The 19224-nt window shown below is 65.9% G+C and carries 18 protein-coding genes; 10 read left to right on the top strand and 8 right to left on the bottom strand.

Going from position 1 to position 19224, the window contains the following annotated elements; translation table 11 throughout:
* Window positions 1-106: 106 nt before the first annotated feature.
* Window positions 107-1033, top strand: coding sequence for a DUF808 domain-containing protein (locus tag AC07M7_RS08040; protein WP_046984841.1), 927 nt, complete (start codon window positions 107-109; stop codon window positions 1031-1033).
* Window positions 1034-1140: 107 nt separating this feature from the next.
* Here AC07M7_RS08040 and AC07M7_RS08035 read toward each other — a convergent pair whose 3' ends face one another.
* Window positions 1141-2679 carry a GGDEF domain-containing protein gene (locus AC07M7_RS08035; protein ID WP_495207086.1) on the bottom strand — a complete coding sequence of 513 codons (1539 nt, stop codon included), beginning with the start codon at window positions 2677-2679 and terminating at the stop codon, window positions 1141-1143.
* Window positions 2680-2785: 106 nt separating this feature from the next.
* Between AC07M7_RS08035 and AC07M7_RS08030 the strand changes: the two genes are divergently transcribed.
* Together AC07M7_RS08030 and AC07M7_RS08025 are read left to right on the top strand one after the other, a co-directional pair.
* Window positions 2786-3421 carry a Rossmann-fold NAD(P)-binding domain-containing protein gene (locus tag AC07M7_RS08030; RefSeq protein ID WP_046984846.1) on the top strand — a complete coding sequence of 212 codons (636 nt, stop codon included), beginning with the start codon at window positions 2786-2788 and terminating at the stop codon, window positions 3419-3421.
* Complete coding sequence (locus AC07M7_RS08025; protein ID WP_046984839.1) at window positions 3421-4128, top strand: helix-turn-helix transcriptional regulator; 708 nt, start codon at window positions 3421-3423, stop codon at window positions 4126-4128. The genes AC07M7_RS08030 and AC07M7_RS08025 overlap by 1 nt, the downstream gene beginning before the upstream one ends.
* 55 nt (window positions 4129-4183) lie before the next feature.
* On the opposite strand, the gene AC07M7_RS08020 is transcribed toward AC07M7_RS08025, so the two are convergent.
* Window positions 4184-5656, bottom strand: a complete 1473-nt coding sequence (locus AC07M7_RS08020) for a S1 family peptidase (protein ID WP_046984838.1) — start codon at window positions 5654-5656, stop codon at window positions 4184-4186.
* Window positions 5657-6009: 353 nt separating this feature from the next.
* Here AC07M7_RS08020 and AC07M7_RS08015 point away from each other — a divergent pair, with 353 nt between their 5' ends.
* Window positions 6010-6396 (top strand): VOC family protein, encoded by a 387-nt coding sequence (locus tag AC07M7_RS08015; RefSeq protein WP_136639145.1) that lies wholly within the window; start codon window positions 6010-6012, stop codon window positions 6394-6396.
* A gap of 189 nt (window positions 6397-6585) precedes the next feature.
* Here AC07M7_RS08015 and AC07M7_RS08010 read toward each other — a convergent pair whose 3' ends face one another.
* From AC07M7_RS08010 to pdhA, 4 genes are read right to left on the bottom strand one after another with little or no spacing between them, the layout of a single operon-like run.
* Window positions 6586-7974 carry a dihydrolipoamide acetyltransferase family protein gene (locus tag AC07M7_RS08010; protein ID WP_482998226.1) on the bottom strand — a complete coding sequence of 463 codons (1389 nt, stop codon included), beginning with the start codon at window positions 7972-7974 and terminating at the stop codon, window positions 6586-6588.
* On the bottom strand, window positions 7971-8324 hold the full coding sequence (locus AC07M7_RS08005; protein ID WP_012512332.1) for an SH3 domain-containing protein: 354 nt from the start codon (window positions 8322-8324) through the stop codon (window positions 7971-7973). The genes AC07M7_RS08010 and AC07M7_RS08005 overlap by 4 nt, the downstream gene beginning before the upstream one ends.
* 1 nt (window position 8325) lies before the next feature.
* Window positions 8326-9393: an alpha-ketoacid dehydrogenase subunit beta gene (locus AC07M7_RS08000; protein WP_006474353.1), complete on the bottom strand. Its 1068-nt coding sequence runs from the start codon at window positions 9391-9393 to the stop codon at window positions 8326-8328.
* The gene (gene pdhA / locus AC07M7_RS07995) at window positions 9386-10468 is read right to left on the bottom strand and encodes a pyruvate dehydrogenase (acetyl-transferring) E1 component subunit alpha (protein WP_295380023.1); all 1083 of its coding nucleotides are present in this window, start codon (window positions 10466-10468) and stop codon (window positions 9386-9388) included. Before pdhA ends, AC07M7_RS08000 begins: the two co-directional genes overlap by 8 nt.
* Window positions 10469-10803: 335 nt before the next feature.
* Here pdhA and AC07M7_RS07990 point away from each other — a divergent pair, with 335 nt between their 5' ends.
* The 4 genes from AC07M7_RS07990 to AC07M7_RS07975 all read left to right on the top strand — a co-directional run bounded on the left by AC07M7_RS07990 (window position 10804) and on the right by AC07M7_RS07975 (window position 15340).
* Window positions 10804-11679 (top strand): tryptophan 2,3-dioxygenase, encoded by an 876-nt coding sequence (locus AC07M7_RS07990; RefSeq protein ID WP_495207085.1) that lies wholly within the window; start codon window positions 10804-10806, stop codon window positions 11677-11679.
* Between the two features lie 180 nt (window positions 11680-11859).
* Window positions 11860-13359 (top strand): peptide MFS transporter, encoded by a 1500-nt coding sequence (locus AC07M7_RS07985; RefSeq protein ID WP_136639148.1) that lies wholly within the window; start codon window positions 11860-11862, stop codon window positions 13357-13359.
* Between the two features lie 19 nt (window positions 13360-13378).
* On the top strand, window positions 13379-13978 hold the full coding sequence (locus tag AC07M7_RS07980) for a thioredoxin family protein (protein WP_046984833.1): 600 nt from the start codon (window positions 13379-13381) through the stop codon (window positions 13976-13978).
* Window positions 13979-14200: 222 nt separating this feature from the next.
* Entirely contained in the window at window positions 14201-15340 is a 1140-nt protein-coding gene (locus AC07M7_RS07975; protein WP_495207084.1) for a hypothetical protein, read from the top strand.
* An 88-nt stretch (window positions 15341-15428) separates the two neighbouring features.
* On the opposite strand, the gene AC07M7_RS07970 is transcribed toward AC07M7_RS07975, so the two are convergent.
* The gene (locus tag AC07M7_RS07970; RefSeq protein ID WP_081307605.1) at window positions 15429-15986 is read right to left on the bottom strand and encodes a MarR family winged helix-turn-helix transcriptional regulator; all 558 of its coding nucleotides are present in this window, start codon (window positions 15984-15986) and stop codon (window positions 15429-15431) included.
* A 66-nt stretch (window positions 15987-16052) separates the two neighbouring features.
* Here AC07M7_RS07970 and hppD point away from each other — a divergent pair, with 66 nt between their 5' ends.
* Together hppD and hmgA are read left to right on the top strand one after the other, a co-directional pair.
* The gene (gene hppD, locus AC07M7_RS07965; protein ID WP_211195207.1) at window positions 16053-17165 is read left to right on the top strand and encodes a 4-hydroxyphenylpyruvate dioxygenase; all 1113 of its coding nucleotides are present in this window, start codon (window positions 16053-16055) and stop codon (window positions 17163-17165) included.
* A 102-nt stretch (window positions 17166-17267) separates the two neighbouring features.
* On the top strand, window positions 17268-18575 hold the full coding sequence (hmgA, locus tag AC07M7_RS07960) for a homogentisate 1,2-dioxygenase (protein ID WP_426354966.1): 1308 nt from the start codon (window positions 17268-17270) through the stop codon (window positions 18573-18575).
* Window positions 18576-18656: 81 nt separating this feature from the next.
* Here the strand turns inward: hmgA and AC07M7_RS07955 are convergent, their stop codons facing one another.
* Complete coding sequence (locus tag AC07M7_RS07955; protein WP_495207083.1) at window positions 18657-19184, bottom strand: hypothetical protein; 528 nt, start codon at window positions 19182-19184, stop codon at window positions 18657-18659.
* Between the last annotated feature and the right edge of the window lie 40 nt (window positions 19185-19224).

Below are 19224 nucleotides of genomic sequence, written 5' to 3'. Positions count from 1 at the left end.
ATTCCGCAGTGTCGCCGGGGGGCGGTAGGCATGCAGTGAATCCGACCGCTTCCGCAGTCGCCCCGGTATCGGTCAGAATCCGCTCATTCCCTCTCTTGGATCCCCCATGGCCGGTGCCAGCCTGTTCGCCCTGCTCGACGATATCGCCTCCCTGCTCGACGACGTCTCGGTGCTGACCAAGGTCGCGGCGAAGAAGACCGCCGGCGTGCTGGGCGACGACCTTGCACTGAACGCGCAGCAGGTGACCGGCGTCAACGCCAACCGCGAACTGCCGGTGGTGTGGGCGGTGGCCAAGGGCTCGCTGGTGAACAAGGTGATCCTGGTGCCAGCGGCGCTGGCGATCAGCGCGCTGGAAGCCTGGCTGCACAGCCGCGGCTGGAACGTGCCGCTGATCGTGCCGCTGATGATGATCGGCGGCGCCTTCCTGTGCTTCGAGGGCGTGGAGAAGTTGGCGCACCGGTTCCTGCATTCCGCCGATGAGGACGCCGAACACCAGGCCGAGCGGCGCAAGGCGCTGGCCGATGCGCAGGTGGACATGGTCGCGTGGGAAAAGGACAAAGTGAAGGGCGCCATCCGCACCGACTTCATCCTCTCGGCCGAAATCATCGTGCTGTCGCTGGGCGTGGTTGCCACGGCGTCGTTCATCAACCAGGTCAGCACCCTGGTGGTGATCGCGCTGGCGATGACCGTGTTCGTCTACGGGCTGGTCGCCGGCATCGTCAAGCTGGACGACCTGGGCCTATATCTGTCGCGCAAGGGCGCGGCGCTGGCGGCAGTTGGCCGCGGCCTGCTGGTGTCGGCCCCGTGGCTGATGAAGTTCCTGTCGGTGGCCGGTACCGCGGCGATGTTCCTGGTCGGTGGCGGCATCCTGGTGCACAACGTGCCGGCGCTGCACCACGCGGTGCAGGCGCTGGGCGGTGAAGGCCAGTGGGGCTGGCTGATCAGTGCCGTGGCCAACATGGTGGTCGGCATCATTGCCGGTGCGATCGTGCTGGCGGCGGTGACCGGGTTCCAGAAGCTGCGCGGGAAGTAAGCGACGGCCCTTTGTCCGGTAGAGGCCGACCTTGGTCGGTGCTTTGTTTCCCGCGTGTGCCAACCAAGGTTGGCACCTACCGAAGCAGTTTCCGGTGTGCCGGGAAACTACCCTGCCTGCACCCGGTTCTTGCCCTGCCGCTTGGCCGCATACAGCGCGTCATCGGCGCGCAGCAGCAGGGTTTCTATATCGTCGCCGGGCTGCCATTGCGCCAGTCCGGCACTGAAATGCACTGGTACGCGCCGATCCTGTACGGTCAACACGCGGTGCGCCAGCGAGCGCTGCAGGCGCTGCACGGTGGCCATGCTGTCGGCACCCTGGGTTTCCGGCAGCACCAGCACGAACTCGTCGCCACCCAGCCGCGCGATGCCGTCGGTGGCGCGCAGCAGCAGCTTGCACACAGACACCAGGTGCTGCAGCAGCGCATCGCCACCGGCATGGCCGTGCGCATCGTTGGTCTGGTGGAAATCATCCAGGTCGATCACCGCCACGCCCAGCGGTGAGTTGTTGCGCGTGGCGCGGGCCAGCTCGCGCTGCAGCAGTTCGTCCAGGCCGCGGCGGTTCAGTGCCTGGGTCAGTGGATCGATGCGGGCCAGGTCGCCGGCCGCGCGCAGTTCCTGCTCAAGCTCGGCGATGCGCTGCTCGGCACGTTCCACTTCCTGGCGCGCGCTGGCCAGATGATCGCGCGCCTGCGCGGCCTGCTGCTGCACCTTGCCGGTATCGCGCATCACTTCCTGCAGCAGCTGGTTGAGGTCGGCGATGCTGCGTGCCTCGCGCAGCTGCAGTGCATAGCTGCCGATGCGATCGTGGTACTCACCGGTGCTGGTGGCCATGCCATCCATGCGCTCGATGAATTCACCCATCAGCCCGCGCATCGCCGCCTTCGAATCGTCGATGCCCTGGCGCAGCAGGCCCTGCTTGTAGATCACTTCGCGCAGTTCGGCGCGGGTGCGCTCCACCGCTTCGGCTTCCAGCGGTCCGTCCAGCAGGTGGCGCACTGCGGCGATCTGGCCCTGCAGCCAGCTGCGGTCGTCCAGCAGTTCGCTGACGTTCTCCAGCAGCAGCGCGAACAGCTCAAGCAGCAGCGCCTGCTGCTCCTGCCAGCTCTCGGCACGCACGCCGACCTGGTGGCCGAGCTCGCGCACGCCCTGTTCGATCGGTTCCAGCGCCGTGCCCGGTTGCCACTGGCGCAGCTGCATGGCGAGCGTCTGCGCCTGCTCGCGCAGGTCCGGATCGTGCTGCAGCAGGGCCACCACCGCGCCGCCCAGCAGCAACCGCAGCTGCTCGGACAGGCGCAGGCTTTCGGGCTGGCCATCCGGCGAATGCTGTTCGATGGTTCGGATGTACTTGTCGATCAGCTGCCGCATCGCGCGCCCGTAGCGCGGCCAGTCGGCACTGGCCTGCGCCGACTGCAGGCGGTCGCCCATGTCGCCCAGTTCACCGGGCAGGGTGGCCATACCGTTGGCGAACGCGGCCAGCAGTGGTTCCGGTGCATCGGCGCCGGCGAACAGCTGCTGCAGGGCCACGCCGCCACCGCCCTGCAGCACCACGCGGTCTCCCAGCCCGTCATCCACCACCGCGCGCACGCGTGCCGGCGGCCCAAGGGCGGTACCGGGGGCAGGGCGGTGGTCGGGCTGGTCCGTCATGGAGCAAATCCTGGGGGCTGGCAGGGACTGGTTCCAGCATATCGGCGCGGCCGCCGACGGCTTGAACGGCTAGGATGGGCGACAGGATGCCGCAGTGGAGGTGGTGATGCGCGTGATGTTGCTGGGGGCGACCGGGCTGGTGGGCGGGCTGACCCTGCGCAAGCTGCTGGACGACCCGCGCTGCAGTGTCGTGGTCGCTCCCACCCGCCGCCCGCTGGGCATGACCCACGGGACGCTTGAGAACCCGGTCCTGGCCTTCGATGCACTGCCCGCCGCAGCCGAATGGGCCCGCGTGGACGCGGTCATCTGCGCGCTCGGCAGTACCATTGCCCAGGCCGGCAGCCGCGAGGCCTTCCATCGAATCGACCATGACTACCCGCTGGCGTTCGCCCGGCTGGCGCGGGCGCAGGGAGCGCAGACCTATGTGTTGAACTCCGCAGCCGGTGCCAACCCGCAGTCGTCGATCTTCTACAGCCGGGTGAAGGGTGAGCTGGAGCATGACCTGCGCGCGCTCGACTTCGCTTCGCTGACGCTGGTACGTCCAGGGTTGATTGGTGGCGAGCGTAACGAGGTGCGCCGCGGCGAGCGTTTCGCATTGACGGTACTCGGCGCACTGGGGCCAGTACTGCCACGGGCGTGGCGGATCAATCCGGCCAGCGAAGTTGCCAAGGCACTGGTCGAGGCCGCACTCGCCCCGCACCCGGGTGAACACGTAGTGGCATCGAGCGCACTGGCCGGCTGATGTCGCGTGCGCTGCGCCTGACCCAGCTTCAACAGTTGCTGCGACGCCATCGGCGGCCGGTGGCCGGACAGGTTCTGGCCGAAGCCCTGGGCATCAGCCTGCGCACGCTGTACCGCGATATCGAGACCCTGCGCGAGCAGGGTGCCGACCTGCGCGGCGAGGCCGGCGTCGGCTACCAGCTGGCACCGAGCGATACCCTGCCGCCGATGACCCTGCCGCCCGCCGAGATCGATGCGCTGGTGCTGGGCCTGCGCTGGGTTGCGGCCCGCACCGAACCCGCGCTGGCCGAGGCCGCACGCGATGCCCTGGCGCGCATCGCGCATGTGTTGCCTGCCGCGCGTCGCGAAGCGCTGCGTGACAGCGGCCTGCGCGTGGGTCCCTCGCGTGCGGCAGCCAAGGTACCCGCTGCGCGCCTGCAGGCTGTGCGCGAAGCGGTGAGCGCGCAACAACGACTGCAGTTCGGCTACCAGGATGCGCAGGGCCAACGTACCGAGCGCATCGTCTGGCCGTTCGCGCTGGGCTACTTCGATGAAGTGCCAATGCTGGCGGCGTGGTGCGAAAGCCGCGAGGACTTCCGTCATTTCCGCTTGGACCGCATCCGCCAGGTGCGCGTGCTGGAGGATCGCTACCTCGTGCCACGCGCCACCCTGCTGCGGCGCTGGCAGAAGGCGCAGGGCATCGCACCGGATTGGTTGGACCGCTCGTAACCCCAACGAGGAATGGCGCTGTGCATCAACGCGGTGGGCTTACACAGCTGGTGGGCTATGTGCCGGGGGAGGCCGGGGTGGTACAGGTAATCGTCGACTCTATGGCCTGGGTTACGAGGCCCGACGCATCTTCCAAGAATGTCCTGACTCTCGAAACTTGAGGTTCACCAGGTTTACTGGGTGTACAACCCCAAGTGAAGGTGATGGGGGATGGGATGTTCTTATCGACTTTAGCGCGGCCCCCGTAGCAGATCCATCTGGCGGGACACGTCACGATCTCGAGGTTGATGTATACCGGAAACCTCGGATACCCACTGAAGTTCATCGTGGCAGTAACACTGGCGCCTGTTCCAGACACGTTCGGAACGCTGTCCAGCTGAAATGGCTTCGTCAGGGTAGCGACGCCCAGGGTGGACATTCTCTCTATGGGCATGAAGAAAAGGTCATTCTCCCAAGGAGAGCCATCGTTTCCCCTGCCATGAACAAGGCCGTAGGCCGAGTTGCCGGCATAGACGGGCCCACCACTATCGCCGCCTTTGTTCATCACGGTTCCATCAAGGCTGACGACTTGGACGTAGGTGCCAGCTTCCCCATTCCAGTTGGCTGCGAACTCTGCGTCTTTGATGGATCCGCATGTGCGACCGGTCGTTACGCCGAACTTGCAGACCGTTGTGCCTGGTGTCATGTCGGCCAGTGATGCCTCATCGGTTATCGCCAGTTTTTCCCCATCGACAATGATTTCGTTCGACTGGGAGAAGATGACGCCGCCACGCTGCTGTGCACCCCACTGAACGTCGTAAGATCCTTTGTTGCGTTCACTCTTGAACAGAATGCGAGCGGTTGGATTGCGCTGATAGTTGTCATTGTCACAGTGACCCGCAGTGGCCAAGCCTAGTTCGCGAGTTGCAGTTTCGACCACGTTGAAGCCGGCTGTGCAGAGCTGCTGCTGGTAGCCTTCCAGTCGCCGCCCGCCCGCTACAGTGTTTGTTGGCTCTATGAAACCTGTGGTCTCTTTTATGCGGATGAAGTCGGCGACAGAGAGAAGTTTGGAAAGTCTGGCGCGTACGGCATCGGGATCGCGTACATATACCTCGACGATAGAGCTCTTTATGTCTACCGTGGCTGCAAACTCAATGCCCGCCTTGACGAGCTGATCGGACACCTCCTCTTGGGTGGCGCGGAGAAGCTCGAGAGAACGTGGCGCGGCTTCTGCGACGTAGAGGCGGTCCTTGGTGTAAGCAGAAAGTTGGCGTGAGGCATCGCCGGTGAATCTCACCACGATCCTGAATTCAGGGGAGTGCTCGATGTAAAGGCCGGCGAACGTCTCCGGCTTCTCCCTCTGAAGCCGTGCGCTGAGTTTACCGGCGGCCCGTTCCGCATCCATTCGTTGCGCGGCTTCGAACGTGCCTACGTGCATGGTTTCCGCGTAGTGCTGTATTGCTACATCCTTGGGGGCGTCGTCCGCAAGGGCGGGAGAGGCGGTGAGGATGGCTGCCAACAACGGGAGATATCTGCGTATTGTGGTCATGAACTTTCCTTTTCATGTGTATTACGTGAAGCGGCGTTCCATCTGCATTTGACTCTAAATCACTTCTGTGTGTTGCAACTGGTAACTGCGTCTCCCTTTGATTGGTCCGGGGGGCTCCAAAAGAGCGAAGGTTCATCGCCGACGACAGCTCCCATCATGACTTGGCTTTGCGATATATCGCGAGATCACAGTGGGTCGCCTGCCTTTCCATCCGGTGGCGGAAGTGCCCGCAATACGCGAGATGTTCGAACGACGATCGACTCTACCTGGCCGATTTCATCTGCTTGATCTACTGACAGAATCTGTCAGCAGGCCCGTACCACCATGATCGCTCCCAACAACGGAGCTTTCCCATGTTCACGCCCAGCACCCTGCTGCAGTACGTGCGCGACGTTGCCACCAGCGCCACCTTCTACAGCGGCATCCTCGGCACGGCACCGGTCGAACAGTCACCCGGCTTTGCCCTGTTCCTGCTCGGCGATGGCGCCGCACTCGGCCTGTGGCAGCGCGATGACGTGCAGCCACCTGTGTCTGCGCAGGCCGGTGCCGCCGAACTGGCGATGGTGGTGGCCAATCCTGATGAAGTGCGGCAGTTGCACGATGCCTGGCGCGCACTCGGTGTGCAGATCGCGCAGGCGCCGGTGACGCTGGAATTCGGCCACACCTTCGTCGGGGTCGACCCCGATGGTCACCGGCTGCGTGTCTACAGCCGCGCCGAGGGCATGGTCGCGCGCGATTGATCCTCCCCTGACGCAGAACAACGGCGAGCCCACCGCAGCGACAGGTCGTTCAGTAGATCCACGCCATGCGTGGATGGCGCGCGATCCAGCAGGCACAAAAAAACGCCGGGCAGTGCCCAGCGTTTTCTCCAATTCATGTGCCAACCAAGGTTGGCACCCACCGATCAGTTCCTCGGTGGGCCCACCCGATCAGCTGGCCAGTGCCAGATCGTCCATCATCGCGCGCAGGAAGCGGGCCGCTTCACCACCCGTGGCCGCGCGGTGGTCGAAGGTGACCGATAGCGGGATCACTTTGTGCGCTTCCACGCCGCCCATCACCGGGGTCATCTGGTGGCGGGCACGGCCGGCGCCGACGATGGCCACGCACGGCGGTACCACGACCGGGGTGGCGTAGCGGCCGGCGAACATGCCGAAGTTGGACAGCGAGATGGTGTAGCCGCTCAGTTCCGAGGCGGCGATCGAACGCGATTCGACCTGCTCGCGCAGGCGGTTGACGCCTTCACGGATGCCGCGTGCATCGAGCATGTCGGCATTGCGCAGCGCCGGCACGAACAGGCCGTCGTCGGTGTCCACGGCAATGCCGATGTCGACCTGGGCGTGCAGGGTGCGGGTCAGCGCTTCACCGTCGAACCAGGCGTTCATCGCCGGCACCTTCTGTGCGGCGACCACGATCGAACGCACCAGGCGCGCGGTGACGTCGTTGCCCGGCAGCCAGGCGTGGATGTCGGCGTCGTCGTTCAGCGTGGTCGGCACGACCTTGCTGTGCGCATCGGCCATCACGCGCGCCATGTTGCGGCGCACGCCCTTCAGCGGTTCCGGCTGGCCCTTGGCGACCACGCCCGGCGGCTGGGTACGCATCGGCTTGCCGGCAGCAGACAGCGGGGTGCGCGCTTCGCTCTGCACCGGGGCAGACACCTGCGCCGGGGCCGGCGTGGCATAGGCGGCAGCAGCGGCTGGAGCCGGAGCGGCACCGATCTTTGCGCTGCCATCCGCAGCTGCCTGCTTGACGTCGGCCATGGTCACCGCGCCATCGGCGCCGGTGGCGCGTACGCGGGACAGGTCCACGCCCAGCTTGCGCGCGGTGGCACGCACGGCCGGTACGGCCTTGACGCCACCGACGGCCAGCGCCTGCTCGGCGTGCACGGCGTTGGAGCTCTGCATCGCGCCGACCACGGTGCCGGCGTCATCACGCTCGGCGGCGGCGGGCTTGGCGGCTTCGGCGGCCACCGGTGCGGCAGCGGCCGGCAGCGGTGGCGGGGTCGGTGCTGCGGCAGGTGCGGCATGACCGTGGCTGTGGCCGGTGTCCTGGCCATCGGCGCGCTGCGGCAGGTTGGGGTCCAGCTCGAAGCTGGCCAGCACCGAGCCGGTCGGGATGATATCGCCGGCGGCGCCGGACAGCTTCAGCACCTTGCCGGAGAACGGCGACGGTACTTCGACGACGGCCTTGGCGGTCTCCATCGAGACCAGCGGCTCGTCCAGCTTGATCACATCGCCTTCCTTGACGAACCACTCGACGATGGTCGCGTCCGGCAGGCCTTCGCCCAGGTCGGGCAGGTTGAAGTTCTTGGTCTGGCTCATTTGCAGTTCTCTTCCAGCAGTTCCAGTTCGCGGGCCGGCAGCCAACCCGTCGCGCCATTGGCGCGCTCGGACCACCACCACCCGCCGTGTTCGTGATGAAGCTTCACCATCTCGCCGCTTTCCACATCCAGCTCGCGGGCGTCGTAGTCGCACAGCGCTTCGGCGCGACCCTCGTCCAGCAGCTGCAACCAGGCGATGGGCGCCCATCCAGCGCGCCCATCGTTGGTGCGTACCCAGGCAAACGCCGGCCATTCCTCGTCACGGACACCTACTTCGACGATCTGGCCGGTGCGGAACCGGAGCGGGTTGGGATACTGGCTGCGGTAAGCCCCCAGGAGGCGGGCCCGCATGTCAGCCGGCCGCCACCGCGCGCTTGGCCGCAGCCACGATCCGCTCAACGCTCGGCAGGTACTTCATTTCCAGGCGGAACAGCGGAATGTGGGTGTCGTAGCCAGTGACGCGCTCGACCGGGGCCAGCAGGTCGTAGATCGATTCCTCGGCCAGGCGCGCGGCGATCTCGGCGCCGAAGCCCGCGGTCTTCGGGGCCTCCTGCACGATCACGCAGCGGCCGGTCTTGGCCACCGATTCGGCGATGGTGGCGAAGTCCAGCGGACGCAGCGTGGCCACGTCGATGACTTCGGCACTGATACCTTCGCCGGCCAGCTTGTCGGCCGCTTCCAGCGCTTCCTTCACCTGCGCGCCCCAGGTCACCAGGGTCACGTCGGTGCCATCGCGCAGCACGAAGCAGACGTCCAGCGGCAAGGCTTCGCCGTCGTTGACGACCACTTCCTTGTACTGGCGGTAGATGCGCTTGGGCTCCATGTAGATCACCGGATCCGGCTCGCGGATCGCGGCCAGCAACAGGCCATAGGCACGCTGCGGCGACGACGGCAGCACCACGCGCAGGCCCGGCACGTTGGTGAAGATCGCCTCATTGGCTTCGCTGTGATGTTCCGGTGCGCGGATACCACCGCCCCACGGCACGCGCAGCACCATCGGGCAGTGCAGGCGGCCACGCGTGCGGTAACGCAGGCGTGCGGCGTGGCAGACGATATGGTCGACCATCGGGTACATGAAACCGTCGAACTGCGCTTCGGCCACCGGCTTCATGCCCTGTGCCGCCAGACCGATGGTCAGGCCGGCGATGGTGGTTTCATCCAGCGGGGTGTCGAGGATGCGCTCGGAGCCGAAGCGCTGCTGCAGGCCGGCGGTGGCGCGGAACACGCCGCCGTTGACGCCCACGTCCTCGCCCAGCACCAGCACCGACGGGTCGTGCTCCAGCTCCCAGGCCAGTGCCTGGGTGATGGCTTCGATCAGGGTGATGGGGGTGGTGGTCATGCTCTGTTCTCCGCGCGCGACGGCGGCGCTGTCGGCGGCGTTGGTGTGCGCGCCGGGCGCGCCGTTCTTGATCTCATCCATGGCGCTTCTCCAGGGCGATCGCCTGGGCACGCTGGGCCAGCAGGTCCTGCGGCGGATCGGCGTAGAGGAAATCGAACATCGCCTCGACCGGCTGCACCGGCGTGTTGAGGTACAGGTTCACTTCCTCGTCCACGCGCGTGCCGCACTCGGCGACCCAAGCGGTTTCCTCTTCCTCGCTCCAGACGCCGGCGTTGATCAGGTACTTGCGCAGGCGCAGCATCGGTTCGCGCTGCCAGGCATCCTTCACTTCGGCGTCGTCGCGGTAGCGGCGCGCGTCATCGGCGGTGGTGTGGTCAGACAGGCGGTAGGTCATCAGTTCCAGCACAGTGCCACCGTCGCCGGCCAGCGCACGTTCGCGCGCCTGCTCCATTGCCGCCAGCACCGCGATCAGGTCGTTGCCGTCCACCTGCAGGCAATGCAGGCCGCCGGCCAGGCCCTTCTGTGCCAGCGTTTCGGCACCGGTCTGGGCCGAACGCGGGACCGAGATGGCCCAGCCGTTGTTGACGATGCACAGGATCAGCGGCAGCTTGTAAGCGCCCGCCGAATTCAGTGCCGCGTAGAAGTCGGTCTTGGAGCTGCCGCCGTCGCCACACACGGCCACCGCGATCTGCGGTTCCTTGTTGAGCTTGAACTTCAGCGCGGCGCCTGCGGCATGCAGGCACTGGGTGGAAATCGGCACGCAGAACGGGAAGTCCTTGGCCGCGTTGCCGCCGTAGTCGTTGCCGCGCTCGTCGCCGCCCCAGTACATCAGCACATCGTGCGGGCGCACGCCACGCATGAACATCGCGCCATACTCGCGGTACGAAGGCGCGAACACGTCGTCCTTCTGCATGGCGGCACCGATGCCCACGTGCGCGGCTTCATGGCCCAGGCAGGCGGCATAGGTGCCGAGCTTGCCGGTGCGCTGCAGCGCGATGGATTTGCTGTCGAACGTACGTACGAACAGCATCTGCTTGAACAGCGGCACCAGGACCTTGGGGTCGCGCAGCGACGCGGGCAGGTCATCGCGGACGAGCGTGCCGTCCGTGTCCAGGTACTGCAGGTATTCGATCTTGAATTCAGCGGCAACCGTCATTGCGTACTGCACCTTCGACAGAGAAGTTACAAATGATATGAATCGCCATGTTAAGGAACGCGTACGGAATAGCCTTCCTGCGGCGCAACACGGCGATGCCCTGTTTTACCCCTGCCGGCGGGTGGGGGGCCAATAACAACAACGTATTCAGTCGTTGCTGCAAAGCATCAGAATACGCCTCTGGCTGACTGCCCGTGCAACGGCCCGAACGGTTCCACGCGCAGCCCCCATATCGGCGGATGCTCCACGGGCCCCCGGACGCCCCGGTATGGACGCGGCGGCTGCCAGCATGGCGGCAACGCGCTACCCTTGCCGCCCCCGATCTGGTCCCGCCCATGTCCGTCGACAACAACCAACGCGATCTCGAAGCTGGCATCCACACCGATCTGCAGGGGCGGCTGACCTATGGCGGCTACCTGCGGCTGGACCAGCTGCTCAGCGCGCAGCAGCCGTTGTCCAACCCGCCGCACCACGACGAGATGCTCTTCATCATCCAGCACCAGACCTCGGAGCTGTGGCTGAAGCTGCTCGGCCACGAACTGCGTGCCGCGATCGGCTTCCTGCAGCGTGATGAAGTCTGGCAGTGCCGCAAGGTGCTGGCGCGCAGCAAGCAGGTGCTGCGCCAGCTGACCGAGCAGTGGTCGGTACTGGAAACGCTGACCCCGTCCGAGTACATGGGCTTCCGCGACGTGCTGGGCCCGTCGTCGGGCTTCCAGTCGCTGCAGTACCGCTACATCGAGTTCCTGCTGGGCAACAAGAACACGCAGATGCTGCAGGTGTTCGAGCACGACCCGGCTGGCCAGGCGCAGCTGCGCTCCGCACTGGAAGCGCCGAGCCTGTACGAGGAATTCCTCAAGTACCTGACCCGTTTCGGCCACGCCGTGCCGGCGGTGTACGAGGCCCACGACTGGACCCAGCCGCATGTGGCCGATGACGCACTGCAGCCGGTCTTCGAACGCATCTACCAGGACACCGATCGCTACTGGCGCGAGTATTCGCTGTGCGAGGACCTGGTGGACCTGGAGACCGCCTTCCAGCTCTGGCGCTTCCGCCACATGCGTACGGTGATGCGGGTGATCGGCTTCAAGCGCGGCACGGGCGGCTCGTCCGGTGTCGGTTTCCTGGCCAAGGCGCTGGAACTGACCTTTTTCCCCGAACTGTTCCAGGTGCGCACCAGCCTGCAGGCCGCACCCCCGGCCGATCTGGCCTGACTCCCATTCAGCTTGGTTCCCGGCCGGCGGCTGGATCGTTTCAGATGCAAGTTCAGCGAGCAGGCTGGCACCTGCCTCAAACGGCGTGTATTTGACGTGAACGCCAGAAGTCGGTGATCCTCGCGCGTTGCTCCACTGCACATCGGACGTGCTCGTCATCCACCGAACCAGGAAATCCGCATGAGCTTGAACGCCACTGCGAACACCCCAGAGCCGGCCGTGCCGGACTTCAAGACCATGATGGGCCACCCGCGCCCGTTGTGGATGCTGTTCATGACCGAGTTCTGGGAACGCTTTGCGTTCTACGGCATCCGCTGGGCCTTGGTGCTGTACATCGTCGCCCAGTTCCGTGATGGCAGTGCCGCCGGTGAAGCCGACGCCAGCCGCATCTACGGTGCCTACCTGGCGCTGGTGTACGCCGCGGCGATCTTCGGTGGCTACGTGGCCGACCGGGTACTGGGGTACCAGCGCTCGATCCTGACCGGTGCGGTGATCATGGCCGCCGGCCTGTTCATGATCTCGTTGCCGGAAGAGCATCTGTTCAAGCTCGGCCTGGCCACGATCATCGTCGGCAACGGCATGTTCAAGCCGAACATCTCGACCATGGTCGGCAAGCTGTACGGCCTGAAGGATGAGCGTCGCGATTCGGGCTTCACCATCTTCTACATGGGCATCAACATCGGCGCGATGATCGCCCCGGTGCTGACCGAGTACCTGGCCCGCAAGGTCTTCGGCACCTCGGAAATGCCGTCCTACAAGGTCGTGTTCATCGCCTCGGGCGTGGGCATGCTGATCTCGCTGGTGTGGTTCTACATCGGGCGCGCCGGCCTGAAGGGCATCGGTGCTCCGCCGGCTGGCGCTGAAGGCTTCGGCCGTGTCGTCATGGTGCTGGTGGGCTCGCTGTTCGCCATTCCGGTGGCCTACTTCCTGCTGGCCACCGGCGCCACCGCGCTGGCCTGGATCCTGGGCGTGATGTTCGCCGCACTGGCCGTGCTGCTGCTGGTCGAGGGCATCCGCGAGGGCAAGGTGCAGCGCGACCGCGTGATCGCCATGCTGATCATCTTCGCCTTCAACGTGATGTTCTGGATGTTCTTCGAACAGGCCGGCAGCTCGTTCACCTTCCTGGCCGAGAACATCGTCAACCGCCAGATGGGCGACTGGACCTTCCCGACCGCCTGGTTCCAGTCGGTCAACTCGGTGGCCATCATCACCCTGGCGCCGATCATCGCCTGGATCTGGGTGGCCCTGGGCCGCGCCAATCCGTCGATTCCGCGCAAGTTCGGCCTGGGCCTGCTGTTCAACGGCGCCGCCTTCGCCCTGCTGATGTACGCCCTGTCGCAGATGGTGGTGGACGGCAAGATCCCGTTCTGGACCCTGTTCATGGTCTACGTCATCCAGTCCGTCGGTGAGCTGTGCCTGTCGCCGATCGGCCTGTCGATGGTGACCAAGCTGGCTCCGGTGCGCCTGGTCGGCTTCGGCATGGGTGGCTGGTTCCTGTCCACCGGCATCGGCAACAACCTGTCGGGCATCTTCGCCGGCGTTGTCAGTGGTGAAGGCGGCATGACGGTCGAGTCGGCACTGAAGGGGTATACCTTCGGGTTCTGGGCTCTGATCGGCTCTGGCGTGGTGCTGTTCCTGGTCGCCCCGCTGATCAACAAGCTGATGCACGGCGTCAAGTAATGATGAGAGGGTAGAAGGCATGCGTAGCAAGCTCGGTACTGCGGTAGTGGTGGTCTGTGCGGCGCTGATCGGCGCCTGTTCCCAACCGCAACCGCCTGCAGCCGCCGAGCCTACGCAGCCCCTGGATACCCGACCCACCGAGCCACCGGTCGCTGACCCCAGCGAACCGGTGGCCTCGGGCAACACCCCGGTGGCGGCGGACATCGCCGCCATCGCCGGGCTCGGTGCACAGTTCGACCCGGCCCGCGACCCGGCCAATGACCTGGCCACCGCCAAGGTGGAAGCCCAGCGCGGCAAGAAGCGCATCCTGCTCGAGGTCGGCAACGCCGCCTGCGAGCGCTGCCATGCGCTGGACGAACTGGTGGAAGGCAACGGCGACCTGCGCCGCTTCCGCGATGCCCACTACGTGTGGGTGAAGATCAACGCCAGCGACGAACAGCCCAACACCGCCTTTTTTGCCCAGTTCCCGATGATGGAACGCGACTACCCGTACCTGCTGGTGCTCGATGCCGATGGTGGACTGCTGGTATCGCAGGCGACTGGTGAGCTGCGCAGGGGCGAAGCTTTCCAGCCTGCCCGAGTGAGCGCCTTCCTCAAGCAGTGGGCACCTGACCGGTAGTGCCGGCCGCTGGCCGGCAACCTGGCTGGGTGCCGCCTGCTGGTCAGCAGGCTCTGGTGGGTGCCAACCGTTGGTCGGCACAGACGTGCAACCACGCATGGCGTGGATCTATTGCGCGCGCCGTCACACTCTCCGAATCGGTGTCTCAATTTCACTGCGTGCACGCCGTTACCGGCAAGGACTTCAGTCGACGCCCCGTCGATTCAACCTACCGGAACGCCCATGCACAGCGACCACGCCGAACGATTGCCCGAACCTGCCAGCGCATTGGCCGAGAGCGGAGCAGATGAGGGCGTGAGCCTGCCGGCGCAGGAAGTGCTGCTCGATGACGATGGTACCGGCGAGAACACCGTTGAACTGACACCATCGCGCCACCGCCTGCCGCAGATCGCGCTGCCCGACAACGTGGTGCTGAAGGGGGCGGTGCAAAGGCTGGTCGAGCAGAAAGCGCGGCTGGATGCGCTGGCTGCCGAAGGCCAGCTGGCCGGGTTGCTGCCGCCGGAATGGCAGGGCCATGGCGCGCGGGCCATCGAACTGTCCACCTTCATCCAGGGCGTACTGCCGTTCCTGCAGCCGGGCGAACGTGGCGAAACCGCGCCGGCGCGCCTGCCGGTGCGCCACGTGCTGGGCGATGACAGCCGCTGGGGCCTGGACGATGTCTCCGAACCGAAATCGCTGGCCTGGTACCTGGCCAGTGATGAGCGCGCCACTGCCGGCAGCAAGGACGTGGCCGAGGCGTATCTGGTGGGTGCACTCGGCCTGGCGTGGATGCAGGAGGGACGCAGCCGTCCTGGATTCCTGCGCGCGATGGGCCAGGACAGCCTGGCGGCGCGGGTGACCATGCTTGGCTACCCGCCAGCGGGTGAGCTGGCGCTGTACAGCGTCACCGCCCATGGCCAGCCACAGATCTGGTGCGTGCATGGCCGACGCCGCATGCGCCCGTTGGTGGCGCCGTGGCTGAGCGTGCCGCTGATGACCGCCTACGGCGTGCCGGCGCCGGTGGCGTGGCCGTCCAGCTTTCCGCCGGTGGAGGCCGTGGCCGAGCTGCTGGCGACCGCACGGCAGGGGCGCGCGCTGCCGGAAGTAGACCTGGGCAAGGCGGTAGCGAAGATCGCCGAGGACGCCGCATCCGACGCCTGGCAGCCGGTCAGCCTGCTGCAGCTCAACACCTGGTCGCCGCGCTGGCACTTCTTCCTCGGCACCTTCGTCGGCCTGCCGTCGCTGCTCTTGGTGGCTGCGGCACTGGCGCTGCCAGGGGCGGTCGAAGCGGCCACGGTTGCTGCGTCACTCGGTTTTGCAGGTGGTGCCATCGCCGCGCTGGCCGTGCCGTGGATCCATGCACGCCGCAAGCATCTGAGCTGAGGCGCGGAAAAAAGGGACAGAGGGGATAAAGCCGCAATCAGCACAGTTGTGCCCAAAACGACTTGATCCCCTCCGTCCCCTTTTTCTTTCAGACCCCTTCGCCCATCCGCTCCAGGCCGTCGCCGGCCAGGCGCAGGATCAGCTTCTCCAGCACCTGCTCCTCCTCCTCGCTCAGCACCGACATCAGCTTGCGGGTGATCTCGATCACCATTGGCGCGATGGTCTCGTACACCTCGAAGCCGGCTGCCGACAGCGCCAGCACCGAGCGACGGCGGTCGTCGCCATGGGTCTCGCGCTTGATGAAGCCACGCTCCAGCAGGCGGGCCACGGCGCGGCTGACCGCCACCTTGTCCATCGCCGTGCGGTCGGAGACCTCGCTGGCCGAGGAACCCGGGTACAGCGCCAGGATGGTGATCACCCGCCATTCGGGGATCGCCAGACCGTAACGATCGCCGTATAGCTTGGCGATGTTGCCGCTGACCCGGTTGGACAGCACGCTCAGCCGGTACGGCAGGAACTGTTCCAGGTCGAGCAGGACGTGCGAGGAACGCAGGCGGGTCGAAACGGGATCGGCGGGGCTCATGTTGCGGTGCACCTTGCTGGTGGTTTCAAGTGTAACTATAAGGGGTAGGTCCAGACCCTGCATTCTCGCCGGGTCCCTACCTGCCCGCACCTGGTTTGTACCGATGCGGTACCGATTCGGAGCCACGCCATGAATACCGCAGTCCCGACCGCCTCGCATCCCAACCCCGGCATGCAGGTCACCACCTTCGAGAACCCGATGGGCATCGACGGCTTCGAGTTCGTCGAATTCGCCGCCCCGGCCGGCCGTGGCCAGGAGCTGCACGAGTACTTCCGGAAGATGGGCTTCAGCGCGGTGCTCAAGCACAAGCAGCGTCCGATTACCGTCTATCGCCAGGGCGACGTCAACTTCCTGGTCAATGAAGACCCTGATTCGTTCGCCGCCGACTTCGCCGAAAAGCACGGTCCGTGTGCCTGCGGCTTCGCCATCCGCTTCAAGAAGCCGGGCCAGGAGGTCTACCAGACCGCGCTGGGCAACGGCGCCGAAGCCATCGCCTTCAAGCCGGACAGCAAGGCGGTCAATGCCCCGGTCATCAAGGGCATCGGCGACTGCATGCTGTACCTGGTCGACCGCTATGGCAGCGCCGGCAGCATCTTCGACGGCGACTATGAGTTGATCGCCGGCGCCGACCTGCACCCGGTGGGCTTCGGCCTGACCTTCATCGACCACCTGACCCACAACCTGTACTTCGGCAACATGCAGCAGTGGTCGGACTACTACGAGCGTCTGTTCAATTTCCGCGAGATCCGCTACTTCGACATCAAGGGCTTGAAGACCGGCCTGGTGTCCAAGGCGATGACCGCGCCGGACGGCATCGTGCGCATCCCGCTGAACGAATCGTCCGACCCGAAGAGCCAGATCAACGAGTACCTGGACGCGTACAAGGGAGAGGGCATCCAGCACATCGCCTGCTTCACCGAGAACATCTACGAGACCGTCGAAGCGATGCGCGCGCAGGGCGTGGACTTCCTCGATACGCCGGAGACCTACTTCGACGTGATCGACCAGCGCGTGCCGAACCACGGTGAAGACGTGGCGCGCCTGGCGAAGAACAAGATCCTGATCGATGCCGATCCGGAAACCCACCAGCGCAAGCTGCTGCAGATCTTCACCCAGAACTGCATCGGCCCGATCTTCTTCGAGATCATCCAGCGCAAGGGCAACGAAGGCTTTGGCGAAGGCAACTTCACCGCGCTGTTCGAAAGCATCGAGCGCGACCAGATCCGCCGCGGCGTGCTGTAACGTTCATCGGTAGCGCCGGGCCACGCCCGGCGGCTGCTCATCTGTAGAGCCGAGCCATGCTCGGCTGCTATCCGTTCCGGCATCGCCGTTCCAGGAGCCACCATGTCCCCCGCCATCACCGCCCGCGGCTACCAGTCCGGCTTCGGCAACGAATTCGCCACCGAGGCCGTCGCCGGTGCGCTGCCGGTCGGGCAGAACTCGCCACAGAAGGTGGCCCACGGCCTGTACGCCGAACAGTTGACCGGCACCGCCTTCACCGCGCCGCGCGGCAGCAACCGCCGCAGCTGGCTGTACCGGATCCGCCCGGCGGTCACCCATGGTGAGTTCACCCCGTTCGCGCAGTCCCAGCTGCAGTGCGATTTCGCTGCGCAGCCGGCGTCGCCGAACCAGCTGCGCTGGAGCCCGCTGCCGCTGCCGGAACTGCCGACCGACTTTGTGGAAGGCCTGTACACGATGGGTGGCAACGGCTCGCCCGACGCGCATGCCGGTGTGGGCATCCACCTCTACGCCGCCAACCGCGACATGGTTGGCCGCTACTTCTACGATGCCGATGGCGAACTGCTGATCGTGCCGCAGCTGGGAGCGCTGCGCCTGCTGACCGAACTGGGCGTGATCGAGATCGAACCGCAGCAGATCGCGGTGATTCCGCGTGGCGTGCGGTTCCGCGTCGAACTGCCCGATGGCCCGAGCCGCGGCTACATCTGCGAGAACTACGGTGCGCTGCTGAAGCTGCCTGACCTCGGCCCGATCGGCTCCAACGGCCTGGCCAACCCGCGCGACTTCGAGACCCCGCACGCGGCGTTCGAGGATATCGATGGTGATTTCGAACTGATCGCCAAGTTCGAAGGCCGCCTGTGGCGCGCGCCGATCGACCATTCGCCGCTGGACGTGGTGGCCTGGCACGGCAATTACGCGCCGTACCGCTACGACCTGCGCCGCTTCAACACCATCGGCTCGATCAGCCATGACCATCCGGACCCGTCGATCTTCCTGGTGCTGCATTCGCCCAGCGACACACCGGGGACCAGCAACATGGACTTCGCGATCTTCCCGCCGCGCTGGCTGGTGGCGCAGAACACGTTCCGCCCGCCGTGGTTCCACCGCAACATCGCCAGCGAGTTCATGGGCCTGGTGCATGGCGCCTACGACGCCAAGGCCGAAGGCTTCGTGCCCGGCGGCGCGTCGCTGCACAACTGCATGAGCGGCCATGGCCCGGATGCGCCGACCTTCGACAAGGCCTCCAACGCAGACCTGTCCAAGCCGGACGTGATCAAGGACACCATGGCCTTCATGTTCGAGACCCGCGCGGTGATCCGCCCGACCGCGCAGGCCTTGGCTGCCGGCCATCGGCAGGGTGATTACCAGCAGTGCTGGAACGGCCTGCGCAACAACTTCCGGTCGTCCCGCTAGCTTGGTGGGTGCCGACCTTGGTCGGCACGGATCCTGATCGCATCCACGCCATGCGTGGATGATTGCCGTCGGAACCTGCGGTTACGCCATCTCGGCGAACGCGTCGCAATGCTCCAGCGGCAGCGCTTCCAGCAGGCGCTGGCGTACGCGCTGGCAGTAGCCGTCCGAGTTCAGCGCGGGCAGCACCTGCAGCGCTGACTGCAGCCGCTGCAGCACTTCGACTTCCGCACGCGCCTGCTGCAGGTCGCGGAACACCGCAGCGGCCTGCGGGTGGCGCTGCATCTCCAGGATGCCCAGCACGTAGATGCGCGCGGCCACCAGCGAGCGGCGGCGTTCGACCGGTGTCGCAGGCACCGCAGCCTGCGCTGGCAAGATGGCAGCGGCTTCGGGGGAGGGGGCGGGCGTCGCTGCGGCCGGCCCTGTGCTCAGATAGCCCGCCTGCACCAGCTGGATGACCATCGCCGGAGCCTCCGGGCCAAGCAGGCCGGTCAAGTCGGTGATGCTGCGCTGGCCGTCGCACAGGATCAGCAGCCGCCTCTGGCGCATGTCCAGCGGCGCGCGGTGGGCCTGCAGCGCGGTTCGGGCGAGATCGGTCTTACGCGGTTGCATGGAGGGGACGGCCAAGTCGGTGCACGCCGAGCCTGAACGA

The organism is Stenotrophomonas sp. GW821-FHT09E08 (assembly GCF_059416125.1).
This window is presented reverse-complemented; position numbering and strand designations above follow the sequence as displayed.